The organism is Mesorhizobium sp. CO1-1-11 (genome assembly GCF_020164995.1).
GTDB lineage: Bacteria > Pseudomonadota > Alphaproteobacteria > Rhizobiales > Rhizobiaceae > Mesorhizobium > Mesorhizobium australicum.
The window spans coordinates 232,997-259,963 of sequence record NZ_JAIUHE010000003.1 but is presented as its reverse complement, the minus strand read 5'-3'; the positions used below and the strand labels follow the sequence as shown (position 1 = coordinate 259,963).

The window sequence follows — 26,967 nt, the reverse complement described above, 5'->3', positions numbered from 1 at the left end:
GATGAGACGTTAGAGATGCCTCCAGATTTGAATTTGCGAATTTCCCCACGAACAGTTCAACGCGAGACCGTCGACAAGTTACGGCTCGCCATCTTCTCCGGATTGTTCCAGCCGGGAAGCCGCCTCATCGAAAGTCAGCTGTGCACACAGCTCGGCATCAGCCGCCCTTCGCTAAGGGAGGCTTTGCGCAGTCTCGAGGCCGAGCGCCTGATCGAGATCGTCCCCAACCGCGGGCCGTCGATACCGTCGCTTACGTGGGAGGTGGCAACCGCCATCTACGAGGTTCGAGAGCTGCTGGAAGTCGAGGCCGCGGGACGCTGCGCGTCGAGAATTTCCCCGGAGCAGTTGCTTGAACTCGAGAAATCTCTTTCCGCGTTCGAAGCGGCGGCGTCCAGCAATGACAGCCTGGCACAGGTCATGACCGCCGCGGACTTCTATTCGATCATACTGGCCAATTGCGGCAACCCGATCCTTGAGGAGGTCCATCGTGGCCTTGTGGCCAGGATCAGCTTCTTTCGCGGACGATCGATGTCCTTGGATGGCAGGGCACAGAGCAGCCTGGCGGAGATGAAGGAGATATACGAATCCATCGCCGCCGGCGACGAGAAGGCCGCCCGCAAGGCCTCCAAAAATCACCTGTTGAAGGCCAAAGCGGCAGCGAAAATGTCCATGGACAGCGCGATTTGAGTTTTTCGAAAGACAGTTGCTCCGCCTGAAACCCGAAGCCTTTGAGGATGTCGCGGATCGACTGTCCGCGAACGGTCGATGCGTAGGCCACCTCGTGCCGGCGCCAAACTTGCCGACCAAATACGCAAGCGTCAGATGGAGTGATGATGAGCTGGGCGAATTTTGAGCGCGAACGGGATGCCGATATCGTCATCGTCGGCGGCGGGTCGGCTGGCGCATTGCTTGCGGCGCGACTGAGTGAAAAGCCGGACAGCCGCGTTCTGCTGATCGAGGCAGGCGAAGAAGCGGCGGATCCCGACATCTGGAACCCCGCCGCATGGCCGGCACTTCAGGGCCGTGGCTACGATTGGGACCATCGCACGGAGCCGCAAGCCGGGACCGCTGGCCGGGTGCATCGCTGGGCGCGCGGGCGGGTGGTCGGCGGCTCGAGTTGCCTGCACGCGATGGGTTACATGCGTGGTCATCCCCGGGACTTCCAGGCATGGGTCGACGCGACCGGCGATAACAGATGGAGCTGGGATGAATTGCTGCCCGCGTTTCGGGCTATCGAGGATCACCCGCTCGGCTGCAACGGCCTTTACGGCAAGGGCGGGCCGATGCCCGTCCATTTGCCGGCCGACGAGGTCAGTCCGGTCGCGCGCGCGTTTATCGAAGCCGGCGCTTCGCTCGGCCTGCCGCGTCTTGAAGGGCACAACAGCGGGGAGATGATCGGCGTCACCCCGAACTCCTTGAACATTCGCGATGGGCGGCGGGTTACGGTGGCGGACGCCTGGCTCACGCCGGCTGTTCGAGGCCGCGAGAACCTGACCATCCTCACGGGATCGCGAGTGCGGCGGCTTAACCTGGCGAGCAATCGGGTCCGCGGCCTCGAAATCGCAGGGCGACAGGGTCCGGTCGAAATCCTCGCGGATCAAATTGTCCTTTGCGCCGGCGCGCTGGAAAGTCCGGCTTTGCTGATGCGCTCGGGCATCGGTCCGCACGACATGCTCGATACCGCCGGCGTTGGCTGCCTGATCGATATGCCGGAAGTCGGTCGAAACCTTCAGGATCACCTGCTTGGCGCCGGCAACCTTTATGCGGCTCGCAGGCCCGTTCCTCCATCGCGCCTCCAGCACTCGGAATCGATGGCCTATATGCGCGCCGACGGGTTCACCGGTACCGGTCAGCCCGAAATTGTCGTTGGTTGCGGCATCGCGCCCATCGTGTCCGAACGCTTTCAGGCGCCTTCCGCCGGCACCGCATATTCGCTGCTGTTCGGGATCACCCATCCGATGAGCCGCGGCAGCGTGCGCATAAGCGGGCCGGAGCTCGATGATCGGTTGATCATCGACCCCGCATATTTGCAAAGCGGCCGGGACCGTGCGCTGTTTCGCCAGGCGCTCGAGGCAGCCCGGACGATCGGACATCGGGATGAACTCGCCGGCTGGCGCGAGCGCGAACTCCTGCCAGGCAGCCTGAACAGCGCGGCTGACATGGACGACTTCATCGCGCAGTCGGTCATCACGCATCATCATCCCTGTGGCACTTGCAGGATGGGCAAGGATCCGGACGCCGTCGTCGATGCGGATCTGCGGCTCAAGGCGCTCGACAATCTTTTTGTCGTCGACGCGTCGATCATGCCCAGTCTCACCGCGGGACCTATACACGCCGCGGTTCTCGCGATCGCCGAGACCTTCGCTCGATCTCGCGCCTGAGAAATAGCATATCGCCGGCAAAGCAAGCACGACCGGGCGACACGGCACCAACGGCGTTTCAGCGATAGCTAACGGAACCGAATGGCGATCGCCGAATTTTGCTTCAGGCGGATTACGGAAGGGACCCCGTATTTGGAGCACCTGCATGAGCAACATAAGCGCCGAAGTCTCTGAGAAACAGAGCAATCTTCGGGCAAAAGGGCCATTCCAGCGGCTGCTGCGCACAATCGGGCCTGGTTTCATCACAGGCGCTTCGGACGACGATCCTTCGGGCATCGGCACCTACAGCCAGGCGGGCGCCCAGTTGGGGTTCAATGTCGGCTGGACGATGGTCTTCACCTTTCCGCTCATGGTCGCGATCCAGGAGATAGCAGCGCGAATAGGCCGGACGACAGGTCGAGGTATTTCCGGCAACCTCGCACGGCACTACCCGTCTCCGCTGATGTATTTTGTAGCCTTGCTTTTGTTCGCCGCCAACGTGATCAACATCGGGGCGGACCTGAGCGCGATGGCTGATGCATTGTGGTTGCTGGTGGGCGGCCCAAGCTCGCTTTACGTCGTTGCGTTCGGCGTGGCATGCGTTTTGGCGATCGTCTTCCTCGACTACAGCCGCTACGTCACGGTCCTGAAATGGACAACGCTGAGCCTCTTTGCCTACGTGGTGGCCGCGTTTCTGGCTGATATCCCATGGGGCGAGGCGCTCAAGGGAATCGTTGTTCCGCATGTCGAATGGAGCCGGGCGTTCTTCACGACGCTTCTGGCCATACTCGGCACCACGATTTCTCCCTACCTGTTCTTCTGGCAAGCATCGCAAGAGGTCGAAGAGGAGAAGATCGACCCGAAGGCCAAGCCGCTGAAATGGGCACCATGGCAGGCGCCGCGCGCGTTCCAGCGCATTCGCGCCGACACCTTGGTGGGCATGGCTTTTTCGAACCTGATCGCCATTGCAATCATTGTCACCACGGCCGCCACCCTGCACAAGGCGGGGGTGACCGACATCAATTCCTCCACCGACGCAGCCAAGGCACTGGAGCCGGTCGCGGGCAAATTCGCCTTTGTGATTTTTGCGATGGGGATTATCGGCACTGGCCTTCTCGCCGTGCCGGTTCTCGCCGGCTCGGCCGCTTTCGCCGTGGGCGAGGCGCGCCGCTGGCCAGTGGGGCTGGAGCGCAAGCCGAAGCAAGCGTTGGCATTCTATGCGACCTTGGCCGCCGCCGTGGTGCTGGGAATGGGGATCATGCTGACGCCGATCGATCCCATCAAGGCGCTTTACTGGAGCGCCGTCATCAACGGCATATGCGCGGTCCCCGTAATGGTCGTCATGATGCTGATGACCGGGCGTTCCGAAATCATGGGCGAATTCCCCGTCGAGGGCTGGCTGCGCTTTCTCGGCTGGCTCGCGACGACTGCGATGGGATTGTCGGTTATCGGCCTCGCGCTGCAATGGGCCTTTTGAAATGACCGACCGGGTCAGGCTCCGGTATGACGCTGAGCGCCCGCAGGGGACGAGGACCTTGGCATCCGCCGGCAGTCGCGTAGGGCACCCTCGTTGGTGATGGCCGCTTGGCATCTACTCGTCAACGTGCGCTCAGCGCGACCATGCGATCGAGGGCGGCGCCAAGGCCTTTCAGCGACACCGGAAAACTCAGCTTGGTGTCGGCCGCGGTGGTGACGTCGAGTTTCAGCTCGGTCCCCGCCTTGAGCTTCTGCATCAGCGCCCGGTCGATCGGAAACAGCGCCACGCAGCCGTTCGGCAGGCAGGTCCTGAACTTCAACGGCCCGACGGGCGGCTGGTCGTCGATCTGGGGCGTCACGCCGGGCTCGAACAGGATGCCGAAGGGCAGCAGCAAGGTTCCGATCAGCCCGCCCTTCTGCCCCACGCGCAGTTCAACGGCCAGAAGCCTCTGGCCGTTTTTCTGCGTCTGGTCCTGCGTGACCGTGCAGACCCGGGCATTGTCCTGCATCCCGCAGGCCAGCTGCCAGTCCTGATAGGTTTCCTGGAGCGACGATGCGCCATTGGGAAGCGAAGCCTGCTGCTGTTGCGCGAAAACGGCCGGCACCGAAGCGGCGAAGGCAGCCGCGCAGATGACGGCTGCCTTCAGGAAAAGCTGTCTACGAACCAATGAATACTGCCTTCTCTTGGGTGCCGGGCAAATGCCCGAAGTAGCGGTTCGAGGACCCGTGTTTATCGTCACGTACAGACCCATTCACGGATCTTGCATTGGGTCCCCCCTGCCTCGCAGGCTTGCAGGGCGAGATCCTCCGCTTCCCGGCGGGTCTCGGCGGAGTTCACGCCCCACGGGGTGAACCGGTGCTCCACTTTGTCTGCCACGGCGAGCGCGCCGCAATGCTTGTAGGGAAATCCGGTCTTATCATCGTCCGTCCAATGACGGTGATTGCGGAACACGGTAACGACGTTGCAGGCCTTTCCACCGGCATTCTCGCAATATTTCTGCGCTATGTCCTTCGCTTCCTGCCGCTTGTCGGCGCCCCAGAAGAAGCCGTATTTGGTATCGGTCTGGGAGTAGGCGATTGCCGCCCAGATGCCTTTCTCCTCCTGCGGTGGCTCGGACGGCTCCACCAGATCGGCCGAGACGACCTGCCCGCTCCACAGCAAGGCCATGCACAAGACTGTCAAACGTCGCGATTTCATGGTCCGCAATCCTTTCCAGGGCGCCTCGCCCATTCGCCTGACATTCTCACTTGGCCGCCGATGCGATGGAAATCACCACGCACGTGTTGCCGGTCGGCAGCAGAAGGGCTTCGCCCGTGTTGCCGCCAAGCTCGTAGACTTCGACCTGTCCGAGATGATCCGTGATCTTGCTGCCTTGCGGAAGCGCGGACGTGACGTCGGCGCAGGGGCTGGCGAACGGCGCCACCCGCACCATGGTGCCTTCGCAACCCGTGGCGGTGGGCGAAGCAAAAACGATGCCGGCGGCCGGCCCGCTGTAGTGCTCGGTCGCATAGTCCAGGCCGACAAGCGCCTGCACGGCGTGCTTGTCGGCGGCCTGGTCGCTCCACAGCGACTTGACGCTGTATTTCGAGCCGGTCGTCAAGAGCTGTCCGAGCACCGGATAGACGGTCGAGCAGGCCTGCACGCCGGATTGCTTGACGTGTTGGAGGAAGGGCGAGTCCGGCAGCGCGGGCGGCGCCGTGCCGGCCTGAGCGGCCGTCGGCGTGCCGACGAGACCGGCGATCGCGGCATAGTTCGCTGCGGCGAAGCCGATGCCCATCATGGCCAGCCCCAGCGCACACAAACCGATGACGCGCGGCCAACGCCGCGGCGGCTCGACGGTCCTCTTGCGGTCCGGCTCGACGGTCCTTTTGCGATCCGACTCGACGGTCGGGTTGCTGCGCGTCGCGGAGATGAACGGGTCTTGGTGGCTCACGGTGCTGCCTCGGTTATTTGACTGGCGCAAGGGCCTCGGACAGCCCCTTGAGCGTTGCGGTGACGGTGACGGTCTGGCCATCGACGGTCGGGTAGGAAATCGCCGGCGTCGCCTTCTGCGCTATCTCCTGGCGCATCAGAGGTCCCACCGGCAGCATGCCGACACAGACCATTTCGTTGCAGCCGTTCAAATGCACGTCGATGGATTCGGCGCGCCCCTCGAACTTCAGCGATACCAGCCCATCGCTCCTGGCGTTCGGCGCGGTGCGCAGGATCATGTAGGGTTTGCCGTCCTGGGTGGCGGCGAGCGACCAGCTGAACGCCATCTTGCCCGCCCCGTCCTCGATCACCTGCGAGACGTTGCAGACCTTCTTGCGCGCCTTGAGGTTCTCGTCGCAGATCAGCGTCCAGTTCTCGAAGGGGCGGATGGTGCGCTGGTATTGTCCGAGCTTCACGTCCGGCGGCACGACCACGTCGGAGGGCTTGACCCTATAGGGCGAAGCCGCCTGCGCGGCAGCCGGCGCCAGTCCGCCGGCAAGCGCCAGGCAGGTCAGGAATGCCATGGCTAGTCCGGGAAAACCAAACGGGTTTCCCGGATTCGGGCCTGGCCTGTCATGGCCGGTTCGCCTGTTCATTCCCGCCCCAGGTCCCGCCTCAGTTCAAGGTGAAGCTCAGCCCGGCGCCGACACCGACATTTCCACCCGCCGCCGTGCCGGACACATTGCCACGGATGCGGCCGTCCTCGCTGGTGTAGCCCGCGCCGAAGGCAAAGGCGCTCGAGTCCCGCCAGAAGCCACCGCCCGCCGCCACGCTCAGCTTGCCGGGACGGTCGTCGTAGCGAAGCGAGGCTGCCGCCAGACCGATTGCCGCCGCCTGCCGTGCTTCGTCCCGGATGCCGCTGATGTCGGAATTGAGCTGGCTGAACTTCTGGTCGGTATAAGTGTTGGCTTGTTGCAACGTCGTGACAGCCACCTGGTCGGTATAGGTCTTGCTCTGAGCCAGGTTCAGGTTCAGCTGGTTGACGTTGACCGCGTCGGTGCCGGCAACGCCGGGGCCGACATTGGAGATGACGACAGGCGCATTCGGATCGCCGCCCTGCAGCGTGATCTTGTTGATTTTGGTCGTCGATCCGTCCGGATTGGTGACGGTGTCGTACTGCACGGTGTTTTGGACGGTGCCGCCGATGCCGCCGATCGTTTTGGTCAGGTCTTCGATCGCTGTGTTGGTGGCGTAGAGCTGCGAGCCGTTGATCGCATCGGTGCTGTCGGAAGAAACGCGTCCGGCGGCGACATTGGTGATCGTCCTCTCCGCGCCGGCATCGCCGACGCTGACGGTGCCGTCCGGGGTCGTGCCGGCAAAGGCGTAGGTCTTGCCGTTGATGACCGTGTTGGACGTGCCGACGGCGGTCTGCGACACCGAGCCGGAGCCGAGCGCCACATCGCTGGCATTGTTGGCCTGCGCGCCCTGGCCGAGCGCCACGGCGCCCTGCCCGGTGGCCGTCGAACCATGGCCCGCGGCCAGGCTGTCGGTGCCGCTCGCCACGCTCTCCGGCCCGATCGCCACCGCGTCGGTGCCGCCGGCAAGGCTGTCGGCCAGCGTCGAATTGGCATGGAAATACTTGATGCCGCCGCCATTGTTGATGGTGGTGAGCGCATTGTTGACGGCGGTGAAGCCGTCATAGACCGTCGAGTAGTTGTTGCCCTGGATGTTGTAGGTCGGCCCGGTGATCGAGCCGTCGGGATTGACCGTGGTGCCGCCGCCGAACAGGTTGGAAACGTTTTGTGAGACACCGCGCAACTGCGAGACGTTGACGCCGTCCGTATCGGCCGAACCCGCCGCGACATTGGTGAGCTTGCGCTCCGCCCCGGCGGCACCGAAGGACACTTCGCCGGCCGATGTCTGCGCGGCGCCGAGGGCAAAGGCTGTGTAGCCGGCCTGCGCGCCGACCGTGGTGATGGATGACGCGCCCAGCGCCACGCTGTTGGCGAAGGTGCTTTGGGCGCCGGCGCCCAGTGCGATGGATTGCACGCCAGCGGCGGTGGAGTCGGTGCCGAGCGCGATGCCGTCGGCCAGCATGACATGGGCGTTCTGCCCGATGGCGGTGCCGCCGGGTGCCGTCTGGTCGACGACGGCTCCATTGCCGATGCCGACGCCATTGTCGCCATTGACGACCGTGGTCGGGCCAACCGCGACCGATTCCGCTCCGACCGCCAGCGAGTCGCCGGCTGTCGAATTGGCATGGAAATATTTCGTCGAGGTGGCGGAGACCGCTGCGATCGCTCCCGCCAGCTGGCGCACCGTCACGGCGTCCTGGTCCTGCGTGCCGTCGGCCACGTTGGTGATCTGCCGGTAGGCCGTGGCGGTACCAACCGACACGGCGCCGAGCAGCGTCTTGTCGGTCGTGTTGTACTGGATGAAGTTGGACGGGCCAGCCGCGATCTGCCCGGAAGCCGGAGCGATCGCGCGGTCAGAGACCGAACCTTGACCGAGCGCCACGCTGCCGTCGATGCTGGCCGCGCTGTCGCGGCCGAGCGCAAGCGCGCTGACGCCGGTCGCGGTCGCCTGGTAGCCGACTGCGGTGGAACCGACGCCTTGCGCGAAGGAATCGGTCTGCGCCAGGCCGGTCTCGTTGGTGCGGGCATAGCGGATGCCCTCGCCATTGGCGTTGGTGTAGATCGCCGAGGTGTCGCCGGCGATGTTGTTGATCGTGTTGCCGAGATTGGTGATGTTGCCGCCGATATTGGCGATGTCGGTCGTGTTCTGCGTCACCTGCTGGTTGGTGGCGAAGAGCTGCGAGCCGTTGACGGCATCGGTCGAACCGCCGTTCAACTGTCCGGCCGCGACGTTCTGGATCTGGCGCTCGGCGCCGGCCGAGCCGACCGAGAAGGCGCCCGCCGGCGTGCCGCCGGCGAAGGTGTAGTTGACGCCGCCGATCGTCGTGCCGCCGACATTGGTCGTGGCGCCCGACGTCGAATTCAGGCCGATCGCGACGTCGCCGGCATTGTTGGCCACCGCGTTCGGGCCGACAGCGACGGAATCGGCTCCCAGCGCCTGCGAATCCGCCAGCGTCGAGTTGGCGTGGAAATACTTGATGCCGCCGCCGACATTGATGTTGTTGACGACGGCGCCGATGGCGTCGACCGCCTGGTTGGTGGCGGCGAGCTGCGAGCCGTTGATCGCGTCAGTCGAGAGCGCGCTGATCCGCCCCGCAGCCAGGTTGGTGATGGTGCGTTCCGCGCCCGGCGCGCCGATGCTGACCGTCGAGGTCGGGTTGGTGCCCTGGAAGGCATAGGTCGTGCCGTTGACCACCCCACTGGCGGTGCCGACCGCCACGGCGGTCACCGAGCCCGAGCCCAGCGCCACGTCGCCCGAGCTTGCCGCCGCCGAGGCGCCGTTGCCCAGCGCGACATTGCCGACGAAACCGGCGGCGCCCGCGGTGGAGCCGTTGCCCAGCGCGACGGAGCCTTGCCCGATCGCCTTGTTGTTGTTGCCGATGGCGACGGCGCCATTGGCCATATTGGCTCCGGTCGCGGTCGCCGTGCCGTCGCTGTTGGCGATGTTGTTGGCGCCGCCGGTGAAGGCGCCGGTGCCGCTGGCGAAGCTCGGATCGCCGATGGCGACCGCGCCGTCGCCAAAGGCGGTGTTGTTCGCACCGATGGAGACGGCTTGGCCGCCGGTCGCCACGGCGTTGGTGCCCATGGCAACCGCGTTGGTGGAACTGGCCGCGGCATTGTTGCCGATGGCGATGGCGCTCGTAGCCGACGCCGCGGCGCCGATGCCAAGTGCGGTGCTGGCAACCCCGCTGGCGTTGGAACTGACGCCGGCAGCGAGGGAATTGTCTCCCGTAGCCTTGGATCCTGTCCCGTACGAGGAGGCGTTTGTGCCACTCGCAACAGCCTGGCGTCCGGTGGCTGTGGAATTGTCGCCGCTGGCGTTGGTACCGGCGCCTACGGCAACCGATAAAATACCACCGGAATTTGCATTGTTGCCGAGCGCAAGGCCCGAGGTCGCGGTGCTGGCAACGATTGCGCCCGAGCCTATCGCAACAGCACCACCGGCTGCAAGCGCCTGCGCTTGGTTACCCATGGCGACCCCGAAGGCTCCCGATGCAACCGTGCTGGCGCCGACGGCGACCGAGTTAGTTGCCGATGCCGCGGCTGTGACGCCCATCGCTATGGCGGACGTGCCCGTTGCCTTGCTTTGACGCCCGATCGCAGTGGAATCAACCTGAGACGCCAGTACGTCCGTGCCAATGGCGATGGCGCTTTCCTGAAGGGCACCCCCTCCCGCAACAGTTCGGTTGCCAAGATTGACGGCATTGATCGCGGTCGCGGTCGCCTGGAAGCCGATGGCGATGGCGTTCTGATTGCTTGCGACGGCGCTATTACCTTGGGCAAGCGAATCCAGCCCGGACGCTGTTGCCCCAAACCCGAGCGCGGTGGCGCGCAGCCCGGTCGCCCGGGTAACGTAGCCGATCGCCGTCGAGTTCAATCCGTCGGCACGCGCGTTCAGGCCAAAGGCGGCCGCGCCTGCGGCTGCAACCGAGTTGACGCCAATCGAGCTTGCTCCGTCCCCGTTGGCATGGGCGTTCCCGCCCAAAGCGAGGGCGTTGACGCCGGTCGCGCCCGCGAACACGCCTATGCCTATGGAATTGAGGCCATTGACACTCATCGCATAGCCGATGGCGATCGTAGCGTCGCCCGTTGCACTGTTGGAGGTGCCCAACGCCGTGCTGTTATTGCCATTCGCCGTGGCGCCGTTACCGATGGCGACGGCGTTGCCGCCTGTCGCGGACCCGCCGCCCGCCTGATATTGCGCCAGGGCCGGCGTTGCAGCCATGCCGATCGCGAAGGCGCCCAGCATCGCGGCCGGCGCCCCGCCGACGCCCAGCGTTCCCAGCCCCAGGCGCTTGCGCCCCATACCCAGCGCGCGATGAGCCATGCGCAAGACCGCCATCAAACGACGGCGAACCGAGCGAGAGCGAGGATCGGCATTCGCGATCCAGTTGCCGGCGAGATGCGCCGCGCGACGCTGCACAACAGGCGAGCCGCTCGAAATCTGATTGTCGGTCATGGTGCCCTCTCCGCTGGCCGGCATGGAATCGTCTGACAATTCCAGTCCACGGCAGGAAGACATGATTCCTGCTTGCCGTATTTCACGAAATTGCTGTCTTGTGAGAAAAGACCCGAGCATATAGGCGGAGGTTAACAGCTCGTTACCTTAGCAACTGCTTTAAAACCAAGTAACCAAGAAACGGTGTGGGCGACGCTTCATCTAATCTTGGCGTTAAGCTTCCCTACCCGCGCCTGCAATGGGGTCACCTGCCGGTATTTCTTCATCACGGTGGTAAAATGGCTCTGGCTTGAAAATCCACTGGAATGAGCGATGTCGGCGATCGTCATGCGGCTGTCGGCAAGCAGCCTTTCGGCGAGGTCCAGCCGCAGGTCGAGAACATATTGATGCGGCGGCACGCCGAACGTCCTGGCAAACGCCCGCACGAAATGAGAAGGCGACAACCCGCACACCGCAGCCATCTCGGCAAGCGCCAGCTTGCGGGTGAAGTTCTCGTGCAGGAAGTCTTGCACCTTGCGTGCGGCGCGGGGAGAAAGCCCGCCTTTTGCAGTGAGCGCCGGCTGCCGCGCCGAATTGATTCGAGAAACTGACCCGGGGAAACCATCATCGCCCGGCATTCTTCGGCCTCCTGATAAGTTCCAGATAAAGTTCAACCCGAGGCCTCCCTGGCCGTTCCCGCGAAAAACAATTCGTGATTGCTCGACGCGGGCCGGCGTCGCCGTGAGGCCCGTTCATGTGAGCGATCCGTCCGGACGGCGAACGATGCGCAGGCTGCATGGGCGCAAGCACGATCCCTGCGGAGTACTCCTTGGCCAGGAATGTCTGCGAGCCGGGCCCGCGAACGGAATAAATTACGCTTCCTTGCGCTGTGGCCCCGTGGGGACCTGCGCTTTCAGGAATGATGTCCAGGACGTATCGAGCTGCTCGCTCCCGGTCGATGCCTCGGGAAATGCCGCTTTCCCGTGCCTCGTCCGCATTTTTCATTGGCACTGCCTCAGCCGTTTCGACGACGCCTCACATCCCCTTCCCGGCCCCGAAGACAGCGTAACGCAGCCATCTTCGCTTGGGAAGAACTCCCACGTGCAAAGAAAAATCTTTATTCGAGAAAAGAAACAAAGAATGGCGGCGAATGGGAGTTGCCGAGCGTTTCATTTTCGCTCGGCGCGAGGTCTTCGCCATCCAGGAGTTCGCCAATCGGTGCTGACACGCCCGGTCGCGCGATTCTGTGTTCTCGTCAACCGCTGACGGCAGGTGCCTGGCGCAGCCTGCGCTGATTGATGGCTTGCCCGCGAGGTCGAGCATGGGAGCCGCCGTTCGGAGCCGGTGATTGGCAGTCCGCTGCTACAGATCACCGCGCCGGTTCTCGTACAGATCCCAGGCGAGTTCCACGAAAGCCAGAAGAACATCGTCCCGCTTCCAGCCGGCCGCCACCGCGGCCTGCACGATCTCATTGACGAGAGGCAGCAACTGGTCCTGGCAATCGGCCGGCGCATCGCCGTCGCCCACTGGTGGCCCCTCGAAGTTGAACGTCATCATTCGGCGCCCCCTTCGCCATCAACCGAAGTGTTACATCGCTAATTTCATTCCCTCTGATATACAACGGATGCGGTACCAAAGTACAGGAAGCCCTCGATGACCAAAGCAGCGCGGGATGACGCCGGATCGCACCGGCTCTATGCTTTCCCACGCGGTGAGGCTGGGCTCTCTCAGGTGGAATTTATCGCAGGTTGATCGAGCCAACTGCTCAATCCTCAAACGAACGTTCCCACCAGCAGGAGAGCCACGCTTGGCGGCCGAGGCTCTCGCGACCAGCGGCGGCCTACCGTGCTCGCGACGGCGAGACCGTCAACGCCGCGGTCCGCGCCGATATCGACGCCGCTTTCAGCGTCCTGGTTGGCCTGCTCAAATAACCGTGCGCCGGCCGTTCTCGCACATGCAGAGACGTGGATACGGCCGGCTGCATTGCCTTCTGCGGGCGCTCGCTGGATAGTCCCGGCAATGTTCGAGACCCTGGCGATTCACTGGCCCCAAATACTGGCGATCATCTCGGTGGTGATGGCGACCATCGGCATTGCCCATGCTGTCATGACCAAGGAGGACGTCCGCGCCGCCACCGGCTGGGTCGGCATCATGGTGCTGTCGCCGATCCTCGGCGTGCTGATCTATGCCGTGGCCGGCATCAATCGCATCCGCCGCGCCACGATCAGCGCCCAGCGCCCGCTCGCCGATGGCCTGGTGTCGGCCAAGCATGAACGCGACGTCGCCCTCGAAGAGGCGTTGATCATCGAACGCTATGGACAGCGGTTCACCGGCCTCAGGACGCTGGGCGACAGGGTGGCGCGGCGAACGCTCAACCCGGGAAATGCAATCGAGGTGCTGGAAAGCGGCGACGAGGCCTACCCGGCCATGTGCGCGGCGATCGACGGGGCCGAGCGCAGCGTCCTGCTCGAGACCTATATTTTCGACAACGACGCCGTCGGCCTGCTTTTCGTCGAAGCGCTGGCCGGCGCCGTCCAGCGCGGCGTCACCGTCCGTGTGCTGATCGATGCCGTCGGCGCACGATACTCCGTCCCCAGCATCCTGGGGCATCTGCGCCGCGCCAACATCACGGCGGATGTCTTCAACGGCAACATCGTCATGGGCCTGCGCCTGCCCTATGCCAACCTGCGGACCCACCGCAAGATCCTGGTGGTCGACGGCACGGTTGCCTTTACCGGCGGCATGAACATCCGCAAGGGTTTTTCGGCGGAGTTCGCCGGGTCGAAAAGCGCCAGGGATACGCATTTCCAGGTCACCGGCCCCGTTGTCGCCGATCTCTTCTCCGTCGCCGCCGAGGACTGGCGCTTTGCCACCAAGGAGGCGCTGAAGGGCGATGCCTGGCGGATCACACCGGTTTCGCCACCCGCCGGCCAGCCGATGCTGGTGCGTGCGGTCGCATCCGGACCGGATGCAAGCAACGAAACCAACCACAAACTGCTGATCGGCGCCTTCTCGGTCGCGCGCAAGTCGATACGGCTGATGTCGCCCTATTTCCTGCCGGACCGGGAATTGATCAGTGCCTTGATCACCGCGGCCAGGCGCGGCGTCGAGATTGATGTCGTGGTGCCGGCGGTGAACAACCTCTTCCTTGTCGATCGCGCCATGACCGCGCAATTCGACCAGATCCTGAAGAATTATTGCCGCATATGGCGCACGGAAGGGCCCTTCGACCATTCCAAGCTGCTTTCGATCGACGGCGTCTGGGCCTATGTCGGGTCCTCCAACCTCGATGCCCGCTCGCTGCGGCTCAACTTCGAGATCGACCTTGAGGTCCTCGATGCGGCTTTTGCCACCGAGATCGAGACCCGGATCGGATCGGCGATCGAAACGGCCGTCCCAGTCACGCTGGCCTCCTTGCGGGCGCGTCCGTTCATCATCCGGCTGTTCGATCGCATGCTCTGGCTGGGATCTCCCTATCTCTAGAAAACTATCTCTGGGAAAAAACCTGTCTTTAAGAAAACGACGTGTTTACCGGATAGGGTGTCGCCAACCATGGAACATCGGCTGAAAGACTCTATTTCTAGGTGCATGGTGAGAACAGCAAGGACGATCGGCGCGCGATGCGAATGAACGGGCGCAGCCTGCCGGCCAATATGCTCCTGTCCATTCGCGACCGGCGGATGCGCAAGGCCAACGCCTTCTCGGCGAAGAAGGACGGCGTCACCGGGACGCTGGTCGCCTCCTACAACGTCCACAAATGCATCGGCGTCGACCGCAAGTTCGATCCCGACCGCACCAGCCGCGTCATCCGGGAGATCGCCCCCGACGTCATCGCCCTGCAGGAGGCCGACAATCGTTTCGGCGACCGTGACGGGCTTCTCGACCTGCACCGTCTAGAACTCGAAACCGGCCTCGTGCCGGTGCCCATTTCAGCAACGGGCAAAGGCCATGGCTGGCACGGCAATGTCCTGCTGTTCAAAAGGGGCGTCGTTCGTGACGTGCATCAGATCAGGCTCCCGGGTCTCGAACCGCGCGGCGCGGTGGTCGCGGAAATCGATCTCGACGGAAATCAGTCCTTGCGCATCATCGCGGCCCATCTGGGCCTGCTGCGCCGCTCCCGCTCGCAGCAGGCCCAGGTCGTGCTGGATATCATGAACAGTCCCGACGAGAAGCCAACGCTCCTGCTCGGCGACCTGAACGAATGGCGGCTCGGCAACCGCTCCGCGCTGAACACGCTGCACGCGAGCTTCGGCCCGCAGCCCCCTGCCGTCCCCACCTTCCCGTCCAATCTGCCGCTGCTGGCGCTCGACCGGATCATGGCCAACCGGCACGGCATGATCGGGACCATCGAAGCGCATGACACACCGTTGTCGCGCGTGGCCTCCGACCATCTGCCGCTGACCGCCTTCGTCCACTTGTAATATGCGGCCGATAACGGCTTGGTGTCGCCAGCGTCGCAAAGCGTGTGGATTTGAGCGGAACACCCGGTTGTTCCGCGAGTTTATGTGTGTTGAACATGCAGGAGGACGGAATGAAAAAGTTGATTTTGGCTTCGGTGCTGGCGTTTGCCGCGACAGCTGCGGCGATTGCGCCCACGCAGGCTGCCAGCGTGACTATCCAGTCCGACGACGGCAACCAGTATTCCTCGGACGAAGATTCGGGAATCGTCGTGCGCCGTCATCATGAGCGCCGCTACGACAACGAGTATGATGGCGACCAGAGCGTCCAGTATGACAATGACGGCTACCGCTGGCGTCACCACCGCCATCACCGCTGCCACATCGAGACGGTCGTGCATTGGCGCCACCACCACAGGGTGGTCGAAGACGTTCGCGTCTGCGGCTGATCAACGTCTCCTGCCAAGCCGATACTTTTCGCCGCCAGGCATTCTGGGCATAGCCACCGACCTTCCAAGGTCGGTGGCTATGCTGCATTGCACAAATTTGCGGCCTTGCTCATAATGCGGGCATGGTCCGAACTTCCCTCGCCGTCCTGGTGATCGACGAAAACCGCATCCGCGCTTCGATAATCGAAGCCGGATTGCGCGAGGCGGGTCATCAGCGGGTCACCGTCATCCACGACGTCTCGGGCATTGCGCGCCGTATCGCCGAGATCGAACCCGACGTCATCGTCATCGACCTTGGAAATCCCAACCGCGACATGCTGGAAAACATGTTCCAGCTGTCGCGGGCCGTAAAGCGCCCGATCGCCATGTTCGTCGACCGCTCGGATCAGGCCTCGATCGAGGCCGCGGTCGATGCCGGCGTTTCGGCCTATGTCGTCGACGGGTTGAGGCAGGAGCGCGTCAAGCCGATCCTCGACATGGCGGTGAGCCGCTTCAACGCTTTCTCGCGCATGGCACGTGAACTGGAAGAGGCGCGCAGCGAACTCGAGAGCCGCAAGGTGATCGACCGCGCCAAGGGCATCTTGATGAAGTCGCGCGGCCTGACCGAAGAGGCCGCCTACACGCTGCTGCGCAAGACCGCGATGAACCAGAACCGCAAGATCGGCGACATCGCCCAAAGCCTGGTGACTGCCGCCGGGCTTCTCGGACCGGCGGAGGACGAATGAGCATGGGCGCCGAGCACCAGATCACCGCCGGCTTCATGCCGCTTTTCGATAGCGCCGTGCTGGTCGCGGCCGGCGAACTGGGCTTTGCCGCGCGCGAAGGCATCGATCTCACCCTGCACCGCGAGACCTCCTGGGCCAACATCCGCGACCGCATCGCCATCGGCCATTTCGACCTCGCGCACATGCTCGGACCGATGCCGCTCGCCTGCAATCTGGGCCTCACTCCGCTCGCCTCCGAGACCATCGTGCCCTTTTCGCTGGGGCTCGGCGGCAACTGCGTCACCATCTCCAACGCCGTCTGGGCCGGCATGGCGGCGCACGGTGCGGCACCCGATCTCGATCCGGCCCGTGCCGGCGCGGCACTTGGCGCCTTCATCCGCGAGCGGGCCGACGCCGGCCGGGACCCGCTGCGTTTCGCCGTCGTGCATCCGCATTCCGGGCACAATTACGAACTGCGTTACTGGCTTGCCGCCTGCGGCGTCGATCCATCGCGCGAGATCGAGATCGTCATCGTGCCGCCGCCCTTCATGGCCGACGCGCTGGCCGCCGGCCGCATCGACGGCTATTGCGTCGGCGAGCCCTGGAACAGCGCCGCGGTGGCGGCCGGCACCGGCCATATCGTCACCGTCAAGGCACGGATATGGCGCAACAGCCCGGAGAAGGTGATTGGTGTGCGCAAGGCCTGGGCCGAGCAGGTCCCAGAGGCGTTGGCGGCCCTCTTGCGCGCATTGCATCACTCGGCGCGCTGGTGCCAGGATCCGGCGAACCGTGACGAATTGGCCGCGGTGATGGCGCAGCGTGGCTTCCTTGGCCTGCCGCCGGCGGTCCAGATGCCGATCCTGACCGGCCATCTCCGGCTGGGCGGCGGGGCGGAGCTGGACATCGACGACTTCTTCGTGCCGTTCGACAAGGCCGCCAACTTTCCCTGGAAAAGCCATTCGCTGTGGTTCTACACGCAGATGGTCCGCTGGGGCCACGTCGCGCACACGCCCGACAATCTCGCCATCGCCCGCGACTGCTACCGCCCAGATCTCTACCGCTCGGCACTGAAGCCACTCGGGGTGGCGCTGCCCGGCGCCAATGCCAAGGTCGAAGGCGCGCTCAAGGCCGCGACCGCGGTAGGCGCGACGGGAGCCGGCCTCATGCTCGGACCGGACGGTTTCTTCGATGGCCAGATCTTCGATCCAGACGAGATCGACGCGTATATCGAGAGGCAAAAATCAGCCATCGGGGAAGCCTGATCATTTTAGCGCCATGCTTGTGCATTGCACAAAAATTATGCGCTCGAAAGGTGAGCTGACCAATGTTTGACCTCAGTCGCGACGGATCGGGTCGCCGCATAAAGCTCCCATCCTATTGATTCTATTTGGATTTTTCGGCCAGAGGTAAACTGGCACGGTTCCTGCATTGAAATAAACGAGCCTTCACGGGCAATGGAACAGGCGTCCAATGGCGGGCGCCACAGGCAAAGCTGCCGCTCAGGTCACTGCGCAATCCCCAGGATGCGCGAGCCTGGCCGGCGGCTTTTTTGTTTTTGGCCGAACACGCAATCGACGGCGCTTCCAACGCGCCCAACCGGAGACGACGATGACGAAACGGATCGGAACTGGCACGTCCCTCAAGGATTTCACCCGCCGCGATTTTCTGGCCAGCAGCGCGCTGACGGCAGGACTGTTCCTCGCCGCAAAGACATTGTTTCCCGCCGGCGCTCATGCCGAAGGGAAAGGTCCCGAAGTAACCGGCGCCAAGCTCGGCTTCATTGCGCTGACCGATGCCGCGCCCCTGATCATCGCCAAGGAGAAGGGCCTGTTCGCGAAATTCGGCATGCCTGATGTCGAGGTGCTCAAGCAGGCCTCCTGGGGCGCGACGCGGGACAATCTGATGCTCGGCGGCGAAGCCAACGGCATCGACGGCGCCCACATCCTGACGCCGATGCCTTACCTCATGCACACCGGCAAGGTGACGCAGAACAACCAGCCGCTGCCGATGGCGATCGTCGCTCGCCTCAACTACGACTGCCAGGGCATTTCGGTCGCACAGGAATATGCCGCGACCGGCGTTGGCCTCGATGCCGCCAAGCTGAAGGACGCCTTCGCCGCCAAGAAGGCCGCAGGCAAGGAGGTGAAGGCCGCCATGACCTTCCCGGGCGGCACCCATGATCTGTGGCTGCGCTACTGGCTGGCCGCCGGCGGCATCAACCCGGACAAGGATGTCTCGACCATCGTCGTGCCGCCGCCGCAGATGGTGGCCAACATGAAGGTCGGCAATATGGACGTGTTCTGCGTCGGCGAGCCGTGGAACGAACAGCTTGTCCACCAGGGCGTCGGCTTCACCGCCGCCACGACCGGCGAACTCTGGAAGGGCCATCCGGAAAAGGCGCTCGGCCTGCGCGCCGCCTTCATAGAAAAATATCCCAACGCCACCAAGGCGATCGTCATGGCGGTGATGGCGGCACAGCAATGGTGCGACGCCAAGGAAAACAAGGACGAGATGGCCGCCATCATCGGCAAGCGGCAATGGATGAATGTGCCCGTCGCCGACATTATCGGCCGCCTCAAGGGCGACATCAACTACGGCAATGGCCGGGTCGCCAGCACCACCGACCTCTACATGAAATTCTGGAAGGGCGGCGTCTCCTACCCGTTCAAGAGCCACGACAGCTGGTTCCTCGCCGAAAACATCCGCTGGGGCAAGTTCGCGCCGACCACCGACATCAAGGCGCTGGTCGACCAGGTCAACCGCGAGGATATCTGGCGCGAGGCGGCCAAGGAACTCGGTGTCGCCGCGAGCGACATCCCGGCCTCGTCCTCGCGCGGCGTCGAGACCTTCTTCGACGGCAAGACTTTCGATCCGGCCAACCCCTCGGCCTATCTCGACAGCCTGACCATCAAGGCATCGGCTTAGTCAGGCCGTTTGTGCCCCAACGCAAACGGCGCCAGCGCCGTTTGGCGCTCAGTACCGCACCAGCACGCCACGGAGTATCCCCAGGACATGTCCATCCAAGCCGTCGAGGACACCAAGGTGAAAGCATTCCCGGCCAAGCCAGCCGAGGTGGTCGCCTTCACCGTCAAGGCGCGGCGCCGTATCGATCCGGTGGCGGTCGCCGCCAAGGTGGCCAGCGCTCTCATCCCGCCCGCCATCGTCATCGCCCTTCTGCTTGTCGTCTGGCAGGTCGCCTGCTCGTCACCGACGGCAAGCCTGCCGCCGCCGAGCCAGGTGTGGAACGAGGCCTATGACCTGATCGCGCATCCATTCTTCGACAACGGCCCACAGGATATCGGTCTTGCCTGGCGCGTGCTGATTTCGCTGCAGCGCGTCGCCATCGGCTTCGGCATGGCGGCGGTCGTCGGTGTGGCGCTCGGCGCGCTGGTCGGCCAGTCGATCTGGGCGATGCGCGGCCTCGATCCAGTGTTCCAGATCCTGCGCACCGTGCCGCCGCTCGCCTGGTTGCCGCTGTCGCTCGCCGCCTTCCGCGACTCCAACCCGTCGGCTCTGTTCGTGATCTTCATCACTTCGATCTGGCCGGTCATCATCAACACCGCCGTCGGCGTGCGCAACATCCCGCAGGACTATCGCAATGTCGCCCGCATCCTGCGGCTGAACCAGCTCGAGTTCTTCATCAAGATCATGGTGCCGGCCGCTGCGCCTTACATCTTCACCGGCCTGCGCATCGGCATCGGCCTGTCCTGGCTCGCCATCGTCGCGGCCGAAATGCTGACCGGCGGCGTCGGCATCGGCTTCTTCATCTGGGACGCGTGGAATTCGTCACGGCTGCCCGACATCATCGTCGCGCTCGCCTATATCGGCGTCACCGGCTTCTGCCTCGACCGCCTGGTCGCGGCGGTCGGCGCCTTTGTCACCCGCGGCACGACGGCAAAGTGAGGAGAGCGCCATGACCGCCTATCTCAAGCTCGACCATATCGACAAATCCTTCGCTCGTGGCAGCCAGGTCAGCGAAGTCCTGAGGGACATCAGGCTGACCATCGACAAGGGCGAATTCGTCTCCATCATCGGCCATTCCGGTTGCGGCAAGTCGACCTTGCTCAACCTGATCGCCGGCTTGACCAAGGTTTCCGCCGGCGCGGTGTTGCTGGAGGACAAGGAGGTCGACAGCCCCGGCCCCGAGCGCGCCGTTGTGTTCCAGAACCACTCGCTGCTGCCGTGGCTGACCGTCTACGAGAACATCAATCTGGCGGTGTCGAAAGTCTTCGGCCGTTCGAAGAGCAAGGCCGAGCGGCATGACTGGATCATGCGCAATCTCGACCTCGTGCAGATGGCGCATGCGAGCGACAAGCGGCCGGCCGAAATCTCCGGCGGCATGAAGCAGCGCGTCGGCATTGCTCGCGCGCTCGCCATGGAACCCAAGATCCTGCTGCTCGACGAGCCGTTTGGCGCGCTCGACGCCTTGACCCGCGCTCATCTGCAGGACGCTGTGATGGACATCCATTCCAGGCTGGGTTCGACGACGATCATGATCACCCATGACGTCGACGAGGCGGTGCTGCTGTCCGACCGCATCGTCATGATGACCAACGGCCCGGCGGCGACCGTCGGCGAGGTGCTGCCCGTGCCGCTGGCGCGGCCGCGCCGACGCATCGAACTTGCCTCCGACCGGACCTTCCTGCGTTGCCGCGAGGCGGTGCTGAAGTTCCTCTACGAACGCCACCGCTTCGTCGAAGCCGCGGAGTAACGCAATGACCGAAAAACTCGTCATCATCGGCAATGGCATGGCGCCCGGGCGCATGCTGGAGCATCTGCTGGAACAGGCGCCGGGCCGCTACGCCGTCACCATCTTCAACGCCGAGCCTAGGGTCAATTACGACCGCATCATGCTGTCGCCGGTGCTCTCCGGCGAGAAGGCCTATGAGGAAATCATCATCCATGGCGACGGCTGGTACATCGCCAATGACATCACCCTCTACAAGGGCCACAAGATCATGGCCATCGACCGGCAAGCGAAGACCGTCACCTCCGACCACGGCGTCACCGAGCCTTACGACAAGCTTGTCATCGCCACCGGCTCGGTGCCGTTCATCATCCCGGTGCCCGGCCACAATCTGCCGGGCGTGCTGACCTATCGCGATCTCGACGACGTTCAGGCGATGATGCTCGCCGCCCAGTCGCGCGCCAAGGCCGTCGTCATCGGCGGCGGCCTGCTCGGATTGGAGGCGGCGGCCGGCCTCAACGCGCAAGGCATGGATGTCACCGTGCTGCACGTCATGCCGACGCTGATGGAGCGCCAGCTCGATCCGGCCGCCGGCTACCTCCTGCAGCGCGCGGTGGAGCAGCGCGGCATCAAGGTCGTCACCAAGGCCCACACGCAGGCAATCACCGGCAATGGCAAGGTCGAGCGGGTGGAACTCGCCGACGGCACAATCATCCCGGCGACGCTGGTCGTCATGGCGGTGGGCATCAGGCCGAACGCCACTCTTGCCAAGGATGCAGGCATTGCCGTCAACCGCGGCATCGTCGTCGATGCCGGGATGCGCAGCAACGACCCGGATATCTACGCACTCGGCGAATGCGCCGAGGTGGGCGGCATGGTCTACGGGCTGGTGGCGCCGCTCTATGAGATGGCGCGTGTCGCCGCTCATCAGCTTGCCGGCGACGAGACCGCCGCCTTCGTCCACATGGACACGCCGACCAAGCTGAAAGTCACCGGCATCGACCTCTTCTCGCTCGGCGACTTCGCCGATGGCGACGACCGCCAGGAAATCGTGCTGCGCGACGCCTCGGCCGGCGTCTACAAGCGGCTGGTGCTCAGGGATGACCGCATCATCGGCACCGTGCTCTATGGCGAGACATCGGACGGCGCCTGGTTCAACGACCTGAAGAAGAAACAGACCGACATATCGCAGATGCGCGATACGTTGATCTTCGGCCAGTCCTACCAGGGGGGTGCCCCGCTGGACCCTATGGCGGCCGTTGCAGCCTTGCCGGATGATGCGGAAATCTGCGGCTGCAACGGCGTCTGCAAGGGCAAGATCACGGGCGCGATCACGGGCAAGGGCCTGACTTCGCTCGACGACGTGCGCGCCCACACCAAGGCGTCGGCGTCTTGCGGCTCCTGCACCGGGCTGGTCGAAAAGCTGATGGTGCTGACCCTCGGCGACACCTACAACCCGGCCGCGGTGCAGCCCATGTGCTCCTGCACCGTTTTCGGCCATGACGACGTGCGCAGGCTGATCAAGGCCAAGGGGCTGAAGACCATTCCGGCGGTCATGCAGGAGCTGGAGTGGAAGACCTCCTGCGGCTGCGCCAAATGCCGGCCGGCCCTTAACTACTACCTCGTCTGCGACTGGCCGGACGAGTATGCCGACGACTATCAGTCGCGCTTCATCAACGAGCGCGTCCACGCCAACATCCAGAAGGACGGCACCTATTCGGTGGTGCCGCGCATGTGGGGCGGCGTCACCAATGCAGCCGAACTGCGCGCCATCGCCGACGTCGTCGACAAATTCGAGATTCCGATGGTCAAGGTCACCGGCGGCCAGCGCATCGACATGCTGGGCATCCGCAAGGAGGACCTGCCGGCGGTGTGGGCCGATCTCGGCCAGGCCGGCTTCGTTTCGGGCCATGCCTATGCCAAGGGCCTGCGCACGGTGAAGACCTGCGTCGGCTCGGACTGGTGCCGCTTCGGCACGCAGGATTCGACAGGTCTCGGCATCCGCATCGAGAAGTTCATGTGGGGCTCGTGGACGCCGGCCAAGGTCAAGATGGCGGTGTCGGGCTGCCCGAGGAATTGCGCCGAGGCGACCTGCAAGGACGTCGGCGTCATCTGCGTCGATAGCGGTTACGAGATCCATTTCGCCGGCGCCGCCGGGCTCGACATCAAGGGCACGGAAGTGCTCGGCCTGGTCAGGACCGAGGACGAGGCGTTGGAGCATATCGTGGCGCTGACACAGATGTATCGCGAGCAGGGCCGCTATCTCGAACGCATCTACAAATGGGCCAAGCGCATCGGCATCGCCGAGATCAAGCGCCAGATCATGGACGAGAAGCGCAAGGCCTATTACGACCGCTTCATCTTTTCGCAGAAGTTCGCCCAGGTCGATCCATGGTCCGAGCGCGTGTCCGGCAAGGACAAGCACGAATTCCGGCCGATGGCGTCGGTCGGGTTTGCGCAGGCGGCGGAGTGATGGCGATGTCAGCGCGAGGCACCCCCCTCTGGCCTGCCGGCCATCTCCCCCGCAAGGGGGGAAATCGGATGTCATATCTGCTTTCGCCAATTTCCAGCGCTGAAGAAAATGCGCCTGCGCTCAAGCTGCCAATCTCCCCCCTTGCGGGGGGTGAGGCGTGGTCCGCGAAGCGGACGGAAAGCCAATTGCTTGGCTTTTCGAACGACGAACGCCAGGAGCGACAGCGAAGGGCCGGGTCCGGCAGGACAGAGGGGGGTGCCTTGGCACATTCATATCAAGCAAAGGCACACCTATGACCTGGATCGCCATCGGCACCATCTCCGACATCCCGCGCCGCGGCGCGCGCTGTGTGGCCACCCCGCAAGGCAAGATCGCCGTCTTCCGCACCGCGGAGGATCAGGTTTTCGCTATTGACGACCATTGCCCGCACAGGGGCGGACCGCTGAGCCAGGGCATTGTCCATGGCGCGGCCGTGACCTGCCCTCTGCACAATTGGGTGATCTCGCTGGAGACGGGTAAGGCGCTTGGCGCCGACGAAGGCGCCGTGCGCACGATTCCCGTGAAGCGGGAGGGCGAGCACCTGTTCGTCGCGCTGGAAGCGCTGGCCAGCCGCGCGGCCTGAACCATGGAGATTGACGCAGCGCGCGAGGTGAGGACCACCTGCCCCTATTGCGGGGTCGGCTGCGGCGTGCTGGCGAAGATCACCGCGGACGGGCAGGTATCTGTCCGCGGCGATCCCGATCATCCCGCGAATTTCGGCCGGCTCTGTTCCAAGGGCTCCGCACTGGCCGAGACGATCGACCTCGACGGCCGGCTGCTCCATCCACAAATCCACGACCGCCCCGCCGGCTGGAACGAGGCGCTCGACGTCGTCGCCTCGACCTTCCAGCACACCATCGCCGAACATGGCCCCGACGCGGTCGCCTTCTACGTCTCCGGCCAGTTGCTGACCGAGGATTATTATCTCGCCAACAAGCTGATGAAGGGGTTCATTGGCTCGGCCAACATCGACACCAATTCGCGGCTCTGCATGGCTTCGTCGGTTGCCGGCCATCGCCGCGCGTTTGGTTCGGACACTGTGCCGGGAACCTACGAGGATCTGGAGCTGGCCGACCTGATCGTGCTGGTCGGCTCCAATCTCGCCTGGTGCCATCCCGTGCTCTATCAGCGCATCGCGGCTGCCCGGGAAAAGCGGCCCGAGATGAAGATCGTGCTGGTCGATCCGCGCCGTACCATGACATCAGACATCGCAGACATGCATCTGGCGATCGCGCCGGATGGCGACGTCGCCCTGTTCACCGGCCTGCTCGCCTGGCTCGGCCAGCACAATGCGCTCGACCGTGCCTATATCACGGCGCATACGTCCGGATTCGGACAAGCCCTGTTCGCCGCCTCGACGCTCGACCTTGCCGGCGTCGCTGCCGCCACGGGCCTCAGCGAAGACCAACTTAGCCGTTTCTACAGCCTGTTCGCCAGGACGGAAAAGACCGTCACCGTCTACAGCCAGGGCGTCAACCAGTCGTCCCAGGGCACCGACAAGGTCAACGCCATCATCAACTGCCATCTCGCCACCGGCCGCATCGGAAAAGCGGGCGCCGGCCCTTTCTCGGTCACCGGCCAGCCCAACGCCATGGGCGGCCGCGAGGTCGGCGGCATGGCCAACATGCTCGCCGCCCACATGGATATCGAAAACCCCGGGCATCGCGAACGCGTGCAGCGCTTCTGGAAGGCGCCGGCGATTGCCGGGGAGCCCGGTCTCAAGGCGGTCGAGATGTTCAAGGCGGTGGCCGATGGGCGCATCAAGGCGTTGTGGATCATGGCCACCAACCCGGTCGATTCCATGCCGGATGCAGGGGCAGTCGAGGCGGCGATCAAGGCCTGCCCGTTCGTCGTGGTGTCGGACGTGCTGGCCGAGACCGACACGGTCCGCCACGCCCATGTCCGATTGCCGGCCACGGCCTGGGGCGAGAAGGACGGCACCGTCACCAATTCCGAGCGCCGCATCTCGCGCCAGCGGCCGTTTTTGGCCGCCCCCGGCGAGGCGCGGCCCGACTGGTGGATCATTGCGGAAGTGGCAAGGCGGATGGGCTTTGGCGAGGCGTTCGCGCATGAGAGCCCAGTGGAGATCTTTGCCGAGCATGCCGCGCTGTCGGGGTTCGAAAATGATGGCGAGCGGGATTTCGACATCAGCGCTTATGCTGCGATCGATGTTGAGGATTACGAAGGATTGGCTCCGTTCCATTGGCCGGCGCCGAGCCCAGGCACCCCCCTCTGGCCTGCCGGCAGGCCAGAGGGGGGTGCTCAAGCTCAGCTTCAATCAGAAGGGGGTGCTCAGGCTGGAACTCGGCCAGAGGGGGCCACTTCGATTGAACGCCAACCAACCCGTTTCTTCGCCGACGGCAACTTCTACACGCCCGATCGCAAGGCCCGCTTCATCGCTCTGCGCCCGACCGTCGAAACCCGCATCACCGCCGCCTTCCCACTCGTCCTCAACACCGGCCGGATCCGCGACCATTGGCACACCATGACGCGTACCGGCAAAAGCCCGCGCCTGTCCCAGCACATCGCCGAGCCCTTCGTCGAAATCAATCCCGAGGATGCGCAGCGTTACGGCATTGGCGACGCCGACATCGCGCGCGTCTCTACTCCGCGCGGCGATGTGCTGGTCCGCGTGCTGGTGACCACGCGCCAGCGCCCGGGCAGCCTGTTCGCGCCGATGCACTGGACCGACCAGTTCGCCGCCAGGGGCCGGCTCGACACGCTCACGGCATCGCTTACCGATCCCGTGTCGGGGCAGCCGGCGCTAAAGCATGTCGCCGCTCGCATCGAGAAATTCACCGCTGGGGCCTTTGGCTTTGCCGTGACACGCAAAAGGCCCGTGACGATGGCCGCCGACTACTGGGCGATCGCCAGATGCCGAGGCGGCTGGCGGGTCGAGCTGGCCTTTGCCAATGACGATATCGACTGGACGGCCTTCGCCGGCTCGCTCTTCGATGCCGCGGATGCCGAAATGCTCGCCTATCACGACCGCGAGGCCGGCCAGCACCGCATCGCCGCCTTCCAAGGCGAGCATCTGGCGGGTGCCTTGTTCATCGCACCCGGTCCGGTCGCGGTGTCGCGCGGCTGGGCCGCCGAGCAGCTCGGCGAGGTCCACGCCAGCCAGCGTCAGCGCTTCAGGATCGTCGCCGGCCGTGCCGGTGCCGAGCGGCCCGATGCCGGCGCGACCGTCTGTTCCTGTTTCAACATCGGGGTGAACCAGATTACCGCGGCGGTGGCGGCCGGCTGCAACAGTGTCGAAGCCATCGGCGCCACGCTGAAGGCAGGTACCAATTGCGGTTCCTGCCGGTCGGAAATCCGCACGATCATCCAGGCCCGTCGGGTTCAGGCGGCCGAGTGAAGGCGTCCGTCCCACCTGGCAAAGTGGCACGGCCTTGCG

The 26,967-nt window shown here is 64.3% G+C and carries 21 protein-coding genes; 14 read left to right on the top strand and 7 right to left on the bottom strand.

Annotated elements, in window-relative coordinates:
• Window positions 1–15 precede the first annotated feature (15 nt).
• The 3 genes from LB554_RS05105 to LB554_RS05095 all read left to right on the top strand — a co-directional run bounded on the left by LB554_RS05105 (window position 16) and on the right by LB554_RS05095 (window position 3,837).
• Window positions 16–687 (top strand): GntR family transcriptional regulator, encoded by a 672-nt coding sequence (locus tag LB554_RS05105; protein WP_140617621.1) that lies wholly within the window; start codon window positions 16–18, stop codon window positions 685–687.
• Between the two features lie 143 nt (window positions 688–830).
• Window positions 831–2,381, top strand: a complete 1,551-nt coding sequence (locus LB554_RS05100) for a GMC family oxidoreductase (RefSeq protein ID WP_318013194.1) — start codon at window positions 831–833, stop codon at window positions 2,379–2,381.
• A 145-nt stretch (window positions 2,382–2,526) separates the two neighbouring features.
• Window positions 2,527–3,837, top strand: a complete 1,311-nt coding sequence (locus tag LB554_RS05095) for an NRAMP family divalent metal transporter (protein ID WP_140875314.1) — start codon at window positions 2,527–2,529, stop codon at window positions 3,835–3,837.
• 121 nt (window positions 3,838–3,958) lie between these two features.
• Here LB554_RS05095 and LB554_RS05090 read toward each other — a convergent pair whose 3' ends face one another.
• The 7 genes from LB554_RS05090 to LB554_RS05060 form a co-directional block, all read right to left on the bottom strand.
• Window positions 3,959–4,504 (bottom strand): invasion associated locus B family protein, encoded by a 546-nt coding sequence (locus LB554_RS05090; protein ID WP_224583397.1) that lies wholly within the window; start codon window positions 4,502–4,504, stop codon window positions 3,959–3,961.
• Between the two features lie 68 nt (window positions 4,505–4,572).
• Complete coding sequence (locus LB554_RS05085) at window positions 4,573–5,034, bottom strand: DUF4189 domain-containing protein (RefSeq protein WP_015315968.1); 462 nt, start codon at window positions 5,032–5,034, stop codon at window positions 4,573–4,575.
• A 46-nt stretch (window positions 5,035–5,080) separates the two neighbouring features.
• Window positions 5,081–5,770 carry a hypothetical protein gene (locus tag LB554_RS05080; protein ID WP_224583395.1) on the bottom strand — a complete coding sequence of 230 codons (690 nt, stop codon included), beginning with the start codon at window positions 5,768–5,770 and terminating at the stop codon, window positions 5,081–5,083.
• A gap of 13 nt (window positions 5,771–5,783) precedes the next feature.
• Window positions 5,784–6,332, bottom strand: a complete 549-nt coding sequence (locus tag LB554_RS05075) for an invasion associated locus B family protein (RefSeq protein ID WP_140665245.1) — start codon at window positions 6,330–6,332, stop codon at window positions 5,784–5,786.
• Window positions 6,333–6,423: 91 nt separating this feature from the next.
• Window positions 6,424–10,842, bottom strand: coding sequence for a YadA-like family protein (locus LB554_RS05070; protein ID WP_224583393.1), 4,419 nt, complete (start codon window positions 10,840–10,842; stop codon window positions 6,424–6,426).
• Between the two features lie 197 nt (window positions 10,843–11,039).
• Window positions 11,040–11,459: an AraC family transcriptional regulator gene (locus LB554_RS05065; protein ID WP_015315964.1), complete on the bottom strand. Its 420-nt coding sequence runs from the start codon at window positions 11,457–11,459 to the stop codon at window positions 11,040–11,042.
• Between the two features lie 724 nt (window positions 11,460–12,183).
• Entirely contained in the window at window positions 12,184–12,378 is a 195-nt protein-coding gene (locus LB554_RS05060; RefSeq protein ID WP_015315963.1) for a hypothetical protein, read from the bottom strand.
• A gap of 462 nt (window positions 12,379–12,840) precedes the next feature.
• On the opposite strand from LB554_RS05060, the gene LB554_RS05055 reads away from it, so the two are divergent.
• From LB554_RS05055 to LB554_RS05005, 11 genes are all read left to right on the top strand, one after another.
• Complete coding sequence (locus LB554_RS05055; RefSeq protein WP_224583391.1) at window positions 12,841–14,304, top strand: phospholipase D-like domain-containing protein; 1,464 nt, start codon at window positions 12,841–12,843, stop codon at window positions 14,302–14,304.
• Window positions 14,305–14,441: 137 nt separating this feature from the next.
• Window positions 14,442–15,242, top strand: coding sequence for an endonuclease/exonuclease/phosphatase family protein (locus LB554_RS05050; RefSeq protein WP_140619516.1), 801 nt, complete (start codon window positions 14,442–14,444; stop codon window positions 15,240–15,242).
• Window positions 15,243–15,352: 110 nt separating this feature from the next.
• Window positions 15,353–15,667: a hypothetical protein gene (locus LB554_RS05045; protein WP_140661847.1), complete on the top strand. Its 315-nt coding sequence runs from the start codon at window positions 15,353–15,355 to the stop codon at window positions 15,665–15,667.
• A 122-nt stretch (window positions 15,668–15,789) separates the two neighbouring features.
• On the top strand, window positions 15,790–16,392 hold the full coding sequence (locus LB554_RS05040) for an ANTAR domain-containing response regulator (RefSeq protein WP_140619514.1): 603 nt from the start codon (window positions 15,790–15,792) through the stop codon (window positions 16,390–16,392).
• 2 nt (window positions 16,393–16,394) lie between these two features.
• Window positions 16,395–17,633, top strand: coding sequence for a CmpA/NrtA family ABC transporter substrate-binding protein (locus tag LB554_RS05035; RefSeq protein WP_181166343.1), 1,239 nt, complete (start codon window positions 16,395–16,397; stop codon window positions 17,631–17,633).
• A gap of 346 nt (window positions 17,634–17,979) precedes the next feature.
• The gene (locus tag LB554_RS05030; RefSeq protein WP_224583389.1) at window positions 17,980–19,296 is read left to right on the top strand and encodes a CmpA/NrtA family ABC transporter substrate-binding protein; all 1,317 of its coding nucleotides are present in this window, start codon (window positions 17,980–17,982) and stop codon (window positions 19,294–19,296) included.
• 87 nt (window positions 19,297–19,383) lie between these two features.
• A complete protein-coding gene (ntrB, locus tag LB554_RS05025) occupies window positions 19,384–20,274 on the top strand; it encodes a nitrate ABC transporter permease (RefSeq protein ID WP_224583387.1) in 891 nt (296 codons plus the stop codon).
• 10 nt (window positions 20,275–20,284) lie between these two features.
• Window positions 20,285–21,082 (top strand): ABC transporter ATP-binding protein, encoded by a 798-nt coding sequence (locus LB554_RS05020; RefSeq protein ID WP_224583385.1) that lies wholly within the window; start codon window positions 20,285–20,287, stop codon window positions 21,080–21,082.
• A gap of 4 nt (window positions 21,083–21,086) precedes the next feature.
• On the top strand, window positions 21,087–23,531 hold the full coding sequence (gene nirB / locus LB554_RS05015; protein ID WP_224583383.1) for a nitrite reductase large subunit NirB: 2,445 nt from the start codon (window positions 21,087–21,089) through the stop codon (window positions 23,529–23,531).
• 292 nt (window positions 23,532–23,823) lie between these two features.
• Window positions 23,824–24,153 (top strand): nitrite reductase small subunit NirD, encoded by a 330-nt coding sequence (gene nirD, locus LB554_RS05010; protein WP_224583381.1) that lies wholly within the window; start codon window positions 23,824–23,826, stop codon window positions 24,151–24,153.
• A gap of 3 nt (window positions 24,154–24,156) precedes the next feature.
• A complete protein-coding gene (locus LB554_RS05005; RefSeq protein WP_224583380.1) occupies window positions 24,157–26,928 on the top strand; it encodes a nitrate reductase in 2,772 nt (923 codons plus the stop codon).
• Window positions 26,929–26,967: the final 39 nt, after the last annotated feature.

Excerpts from the sequence above, each read along its gene's own strand:
- LB554_RS05105 (WP_140617621.1), top strand. The coding sequence starts at position 16 with ATGCCTCCAGATTTGAATTTGCGAATTTCCCCACGAACAGTTCAACGC.
- LB554_RS05030 (WP_224583389.1), top strand. The coding sequence starts at position 17,980 with ATGACGAAACGGATCGGAACTGGCACGTCCCTCAAGGATTTCACCCGC.
- LB554_RS05005 (WP_224583380.1), top strand. The coding sequence starts at position 24,157 with ATGGAGATTGACGCAGCGCGCGAGGTGAGGACCACCTGCCCCTATTGC.
- LB554_RS05020 (WP_224583385.1), top strand. The coding sequence starts at position 20,285 with ATGACCGCCTATCTCAAGCTCGACCATATCGACAAATCCTTCGCTCGT.
- LB554_RS05085 (WP_015315968.1), bottom strand. The coding sequence starts at position 5,034 with ATGAAATCGCGACGTTTGACAGTCTTGTGCATGGCCTTGCTGTGGAGC.
- LB554_RS05065 (WP_015315964.1), bottom strand. The coding sequence starts at position 11,459 with ATGCCGGGCGATGATGGTTTCCCCGGGTCAGTTTCTCGAATCAATTCG.
- LB554_RS05060 (WP_015315963.1), bottom strand. The coding sequence starts at position 12,378 with ATGATGACGTTCAACTTCGAGGGGCCACCAGTGGGCGACGGCGATGCG.
- ntrB (WP_224583387.1), top strand. The coding sequence starts at position 19,384 with ATGTCCATCCAAGCCGTCGAGGACACCAAGGTGAAAGCATTCCCGGCC.
- LB554_RS05095 (WP_140875314.1), top strand. The coding sequence starts at position 2,527 with ATGAGCAACATAAGCGCCGAAGTCTCTGAGAAACAGAGCAATCTTCGG.
- LB554_RS05055 (WP_224583391.1), top strand. The coding sequence starts at position 12,841 with ATGTTCGAGACCCTGGCGATTCACTGGCCCCAAATACTGGCGATCATC.
- LB554_RS05075 (WP_140665245.1), bottom strand. The coding sequence starts at position 6,332 with ATGGCATTCCTGACCTGCCTGGCGCTTGCCGGCGGACTGGCGCCGGCT.
- LB554_RS05045 (WP_140661847.1), top strand. The coding sequence starts at position 15,353 with ATGAAAAAGTTGATTTTGGCTTCGGTGCTGGCGTTTGCCGCGACAGCT.
- LB554_RS05040 (WP_140619514.1), top strand. The coding sequence starts at position 15,790 with ATGGTCCGAACTTCCCTCGCCGTCCTGGTGATCGACGAAAACCGCATC.
- nirB (WP_224583383.1), top strand. The coding sequence starts at position 21,087 with ATGACCGAAAAACTCGTCATCATCGGCAATGGCATGGCGCCCGGGCGC.
- LB554_RS05100 (WP_318013194.1), top strand. The coding sequence starts at position 831 with ATGATGAGCTGGGCGAATTTTGAGCGCGAACGGGATGCCGATATCGTC.
- LB554_RS05035 (WP_181166343.1), top strand. The coding sequence starts at position 16,395 with ATGGGCGCCGAGCACCAGATCACCGCCGGCTTCATGCCGCTTTTCGAT.
- LB554_RS05050 (WP_140619516.1), top strand. The coding sequence starts at position 14,442 with ATGCGAATGAACGGGCGCAGCCTGCCGGCCAATATGCTCCTGTCCATT.
- nirD (WP_224583381.1), top strand. The coding sequence starts at position 23,824 with ATGACCTGGATCGCCATCGGCACCATCTCCGACATCCCGCGCCGCGGC.
- LB554_RS05070 (WP_224583393.1), bottom strand. The coding sequence starts at position 10,842 with ATGACCGACAATCAGATTTCGAGCGGCTCGCCTGTTGTGCAGCGTCGC.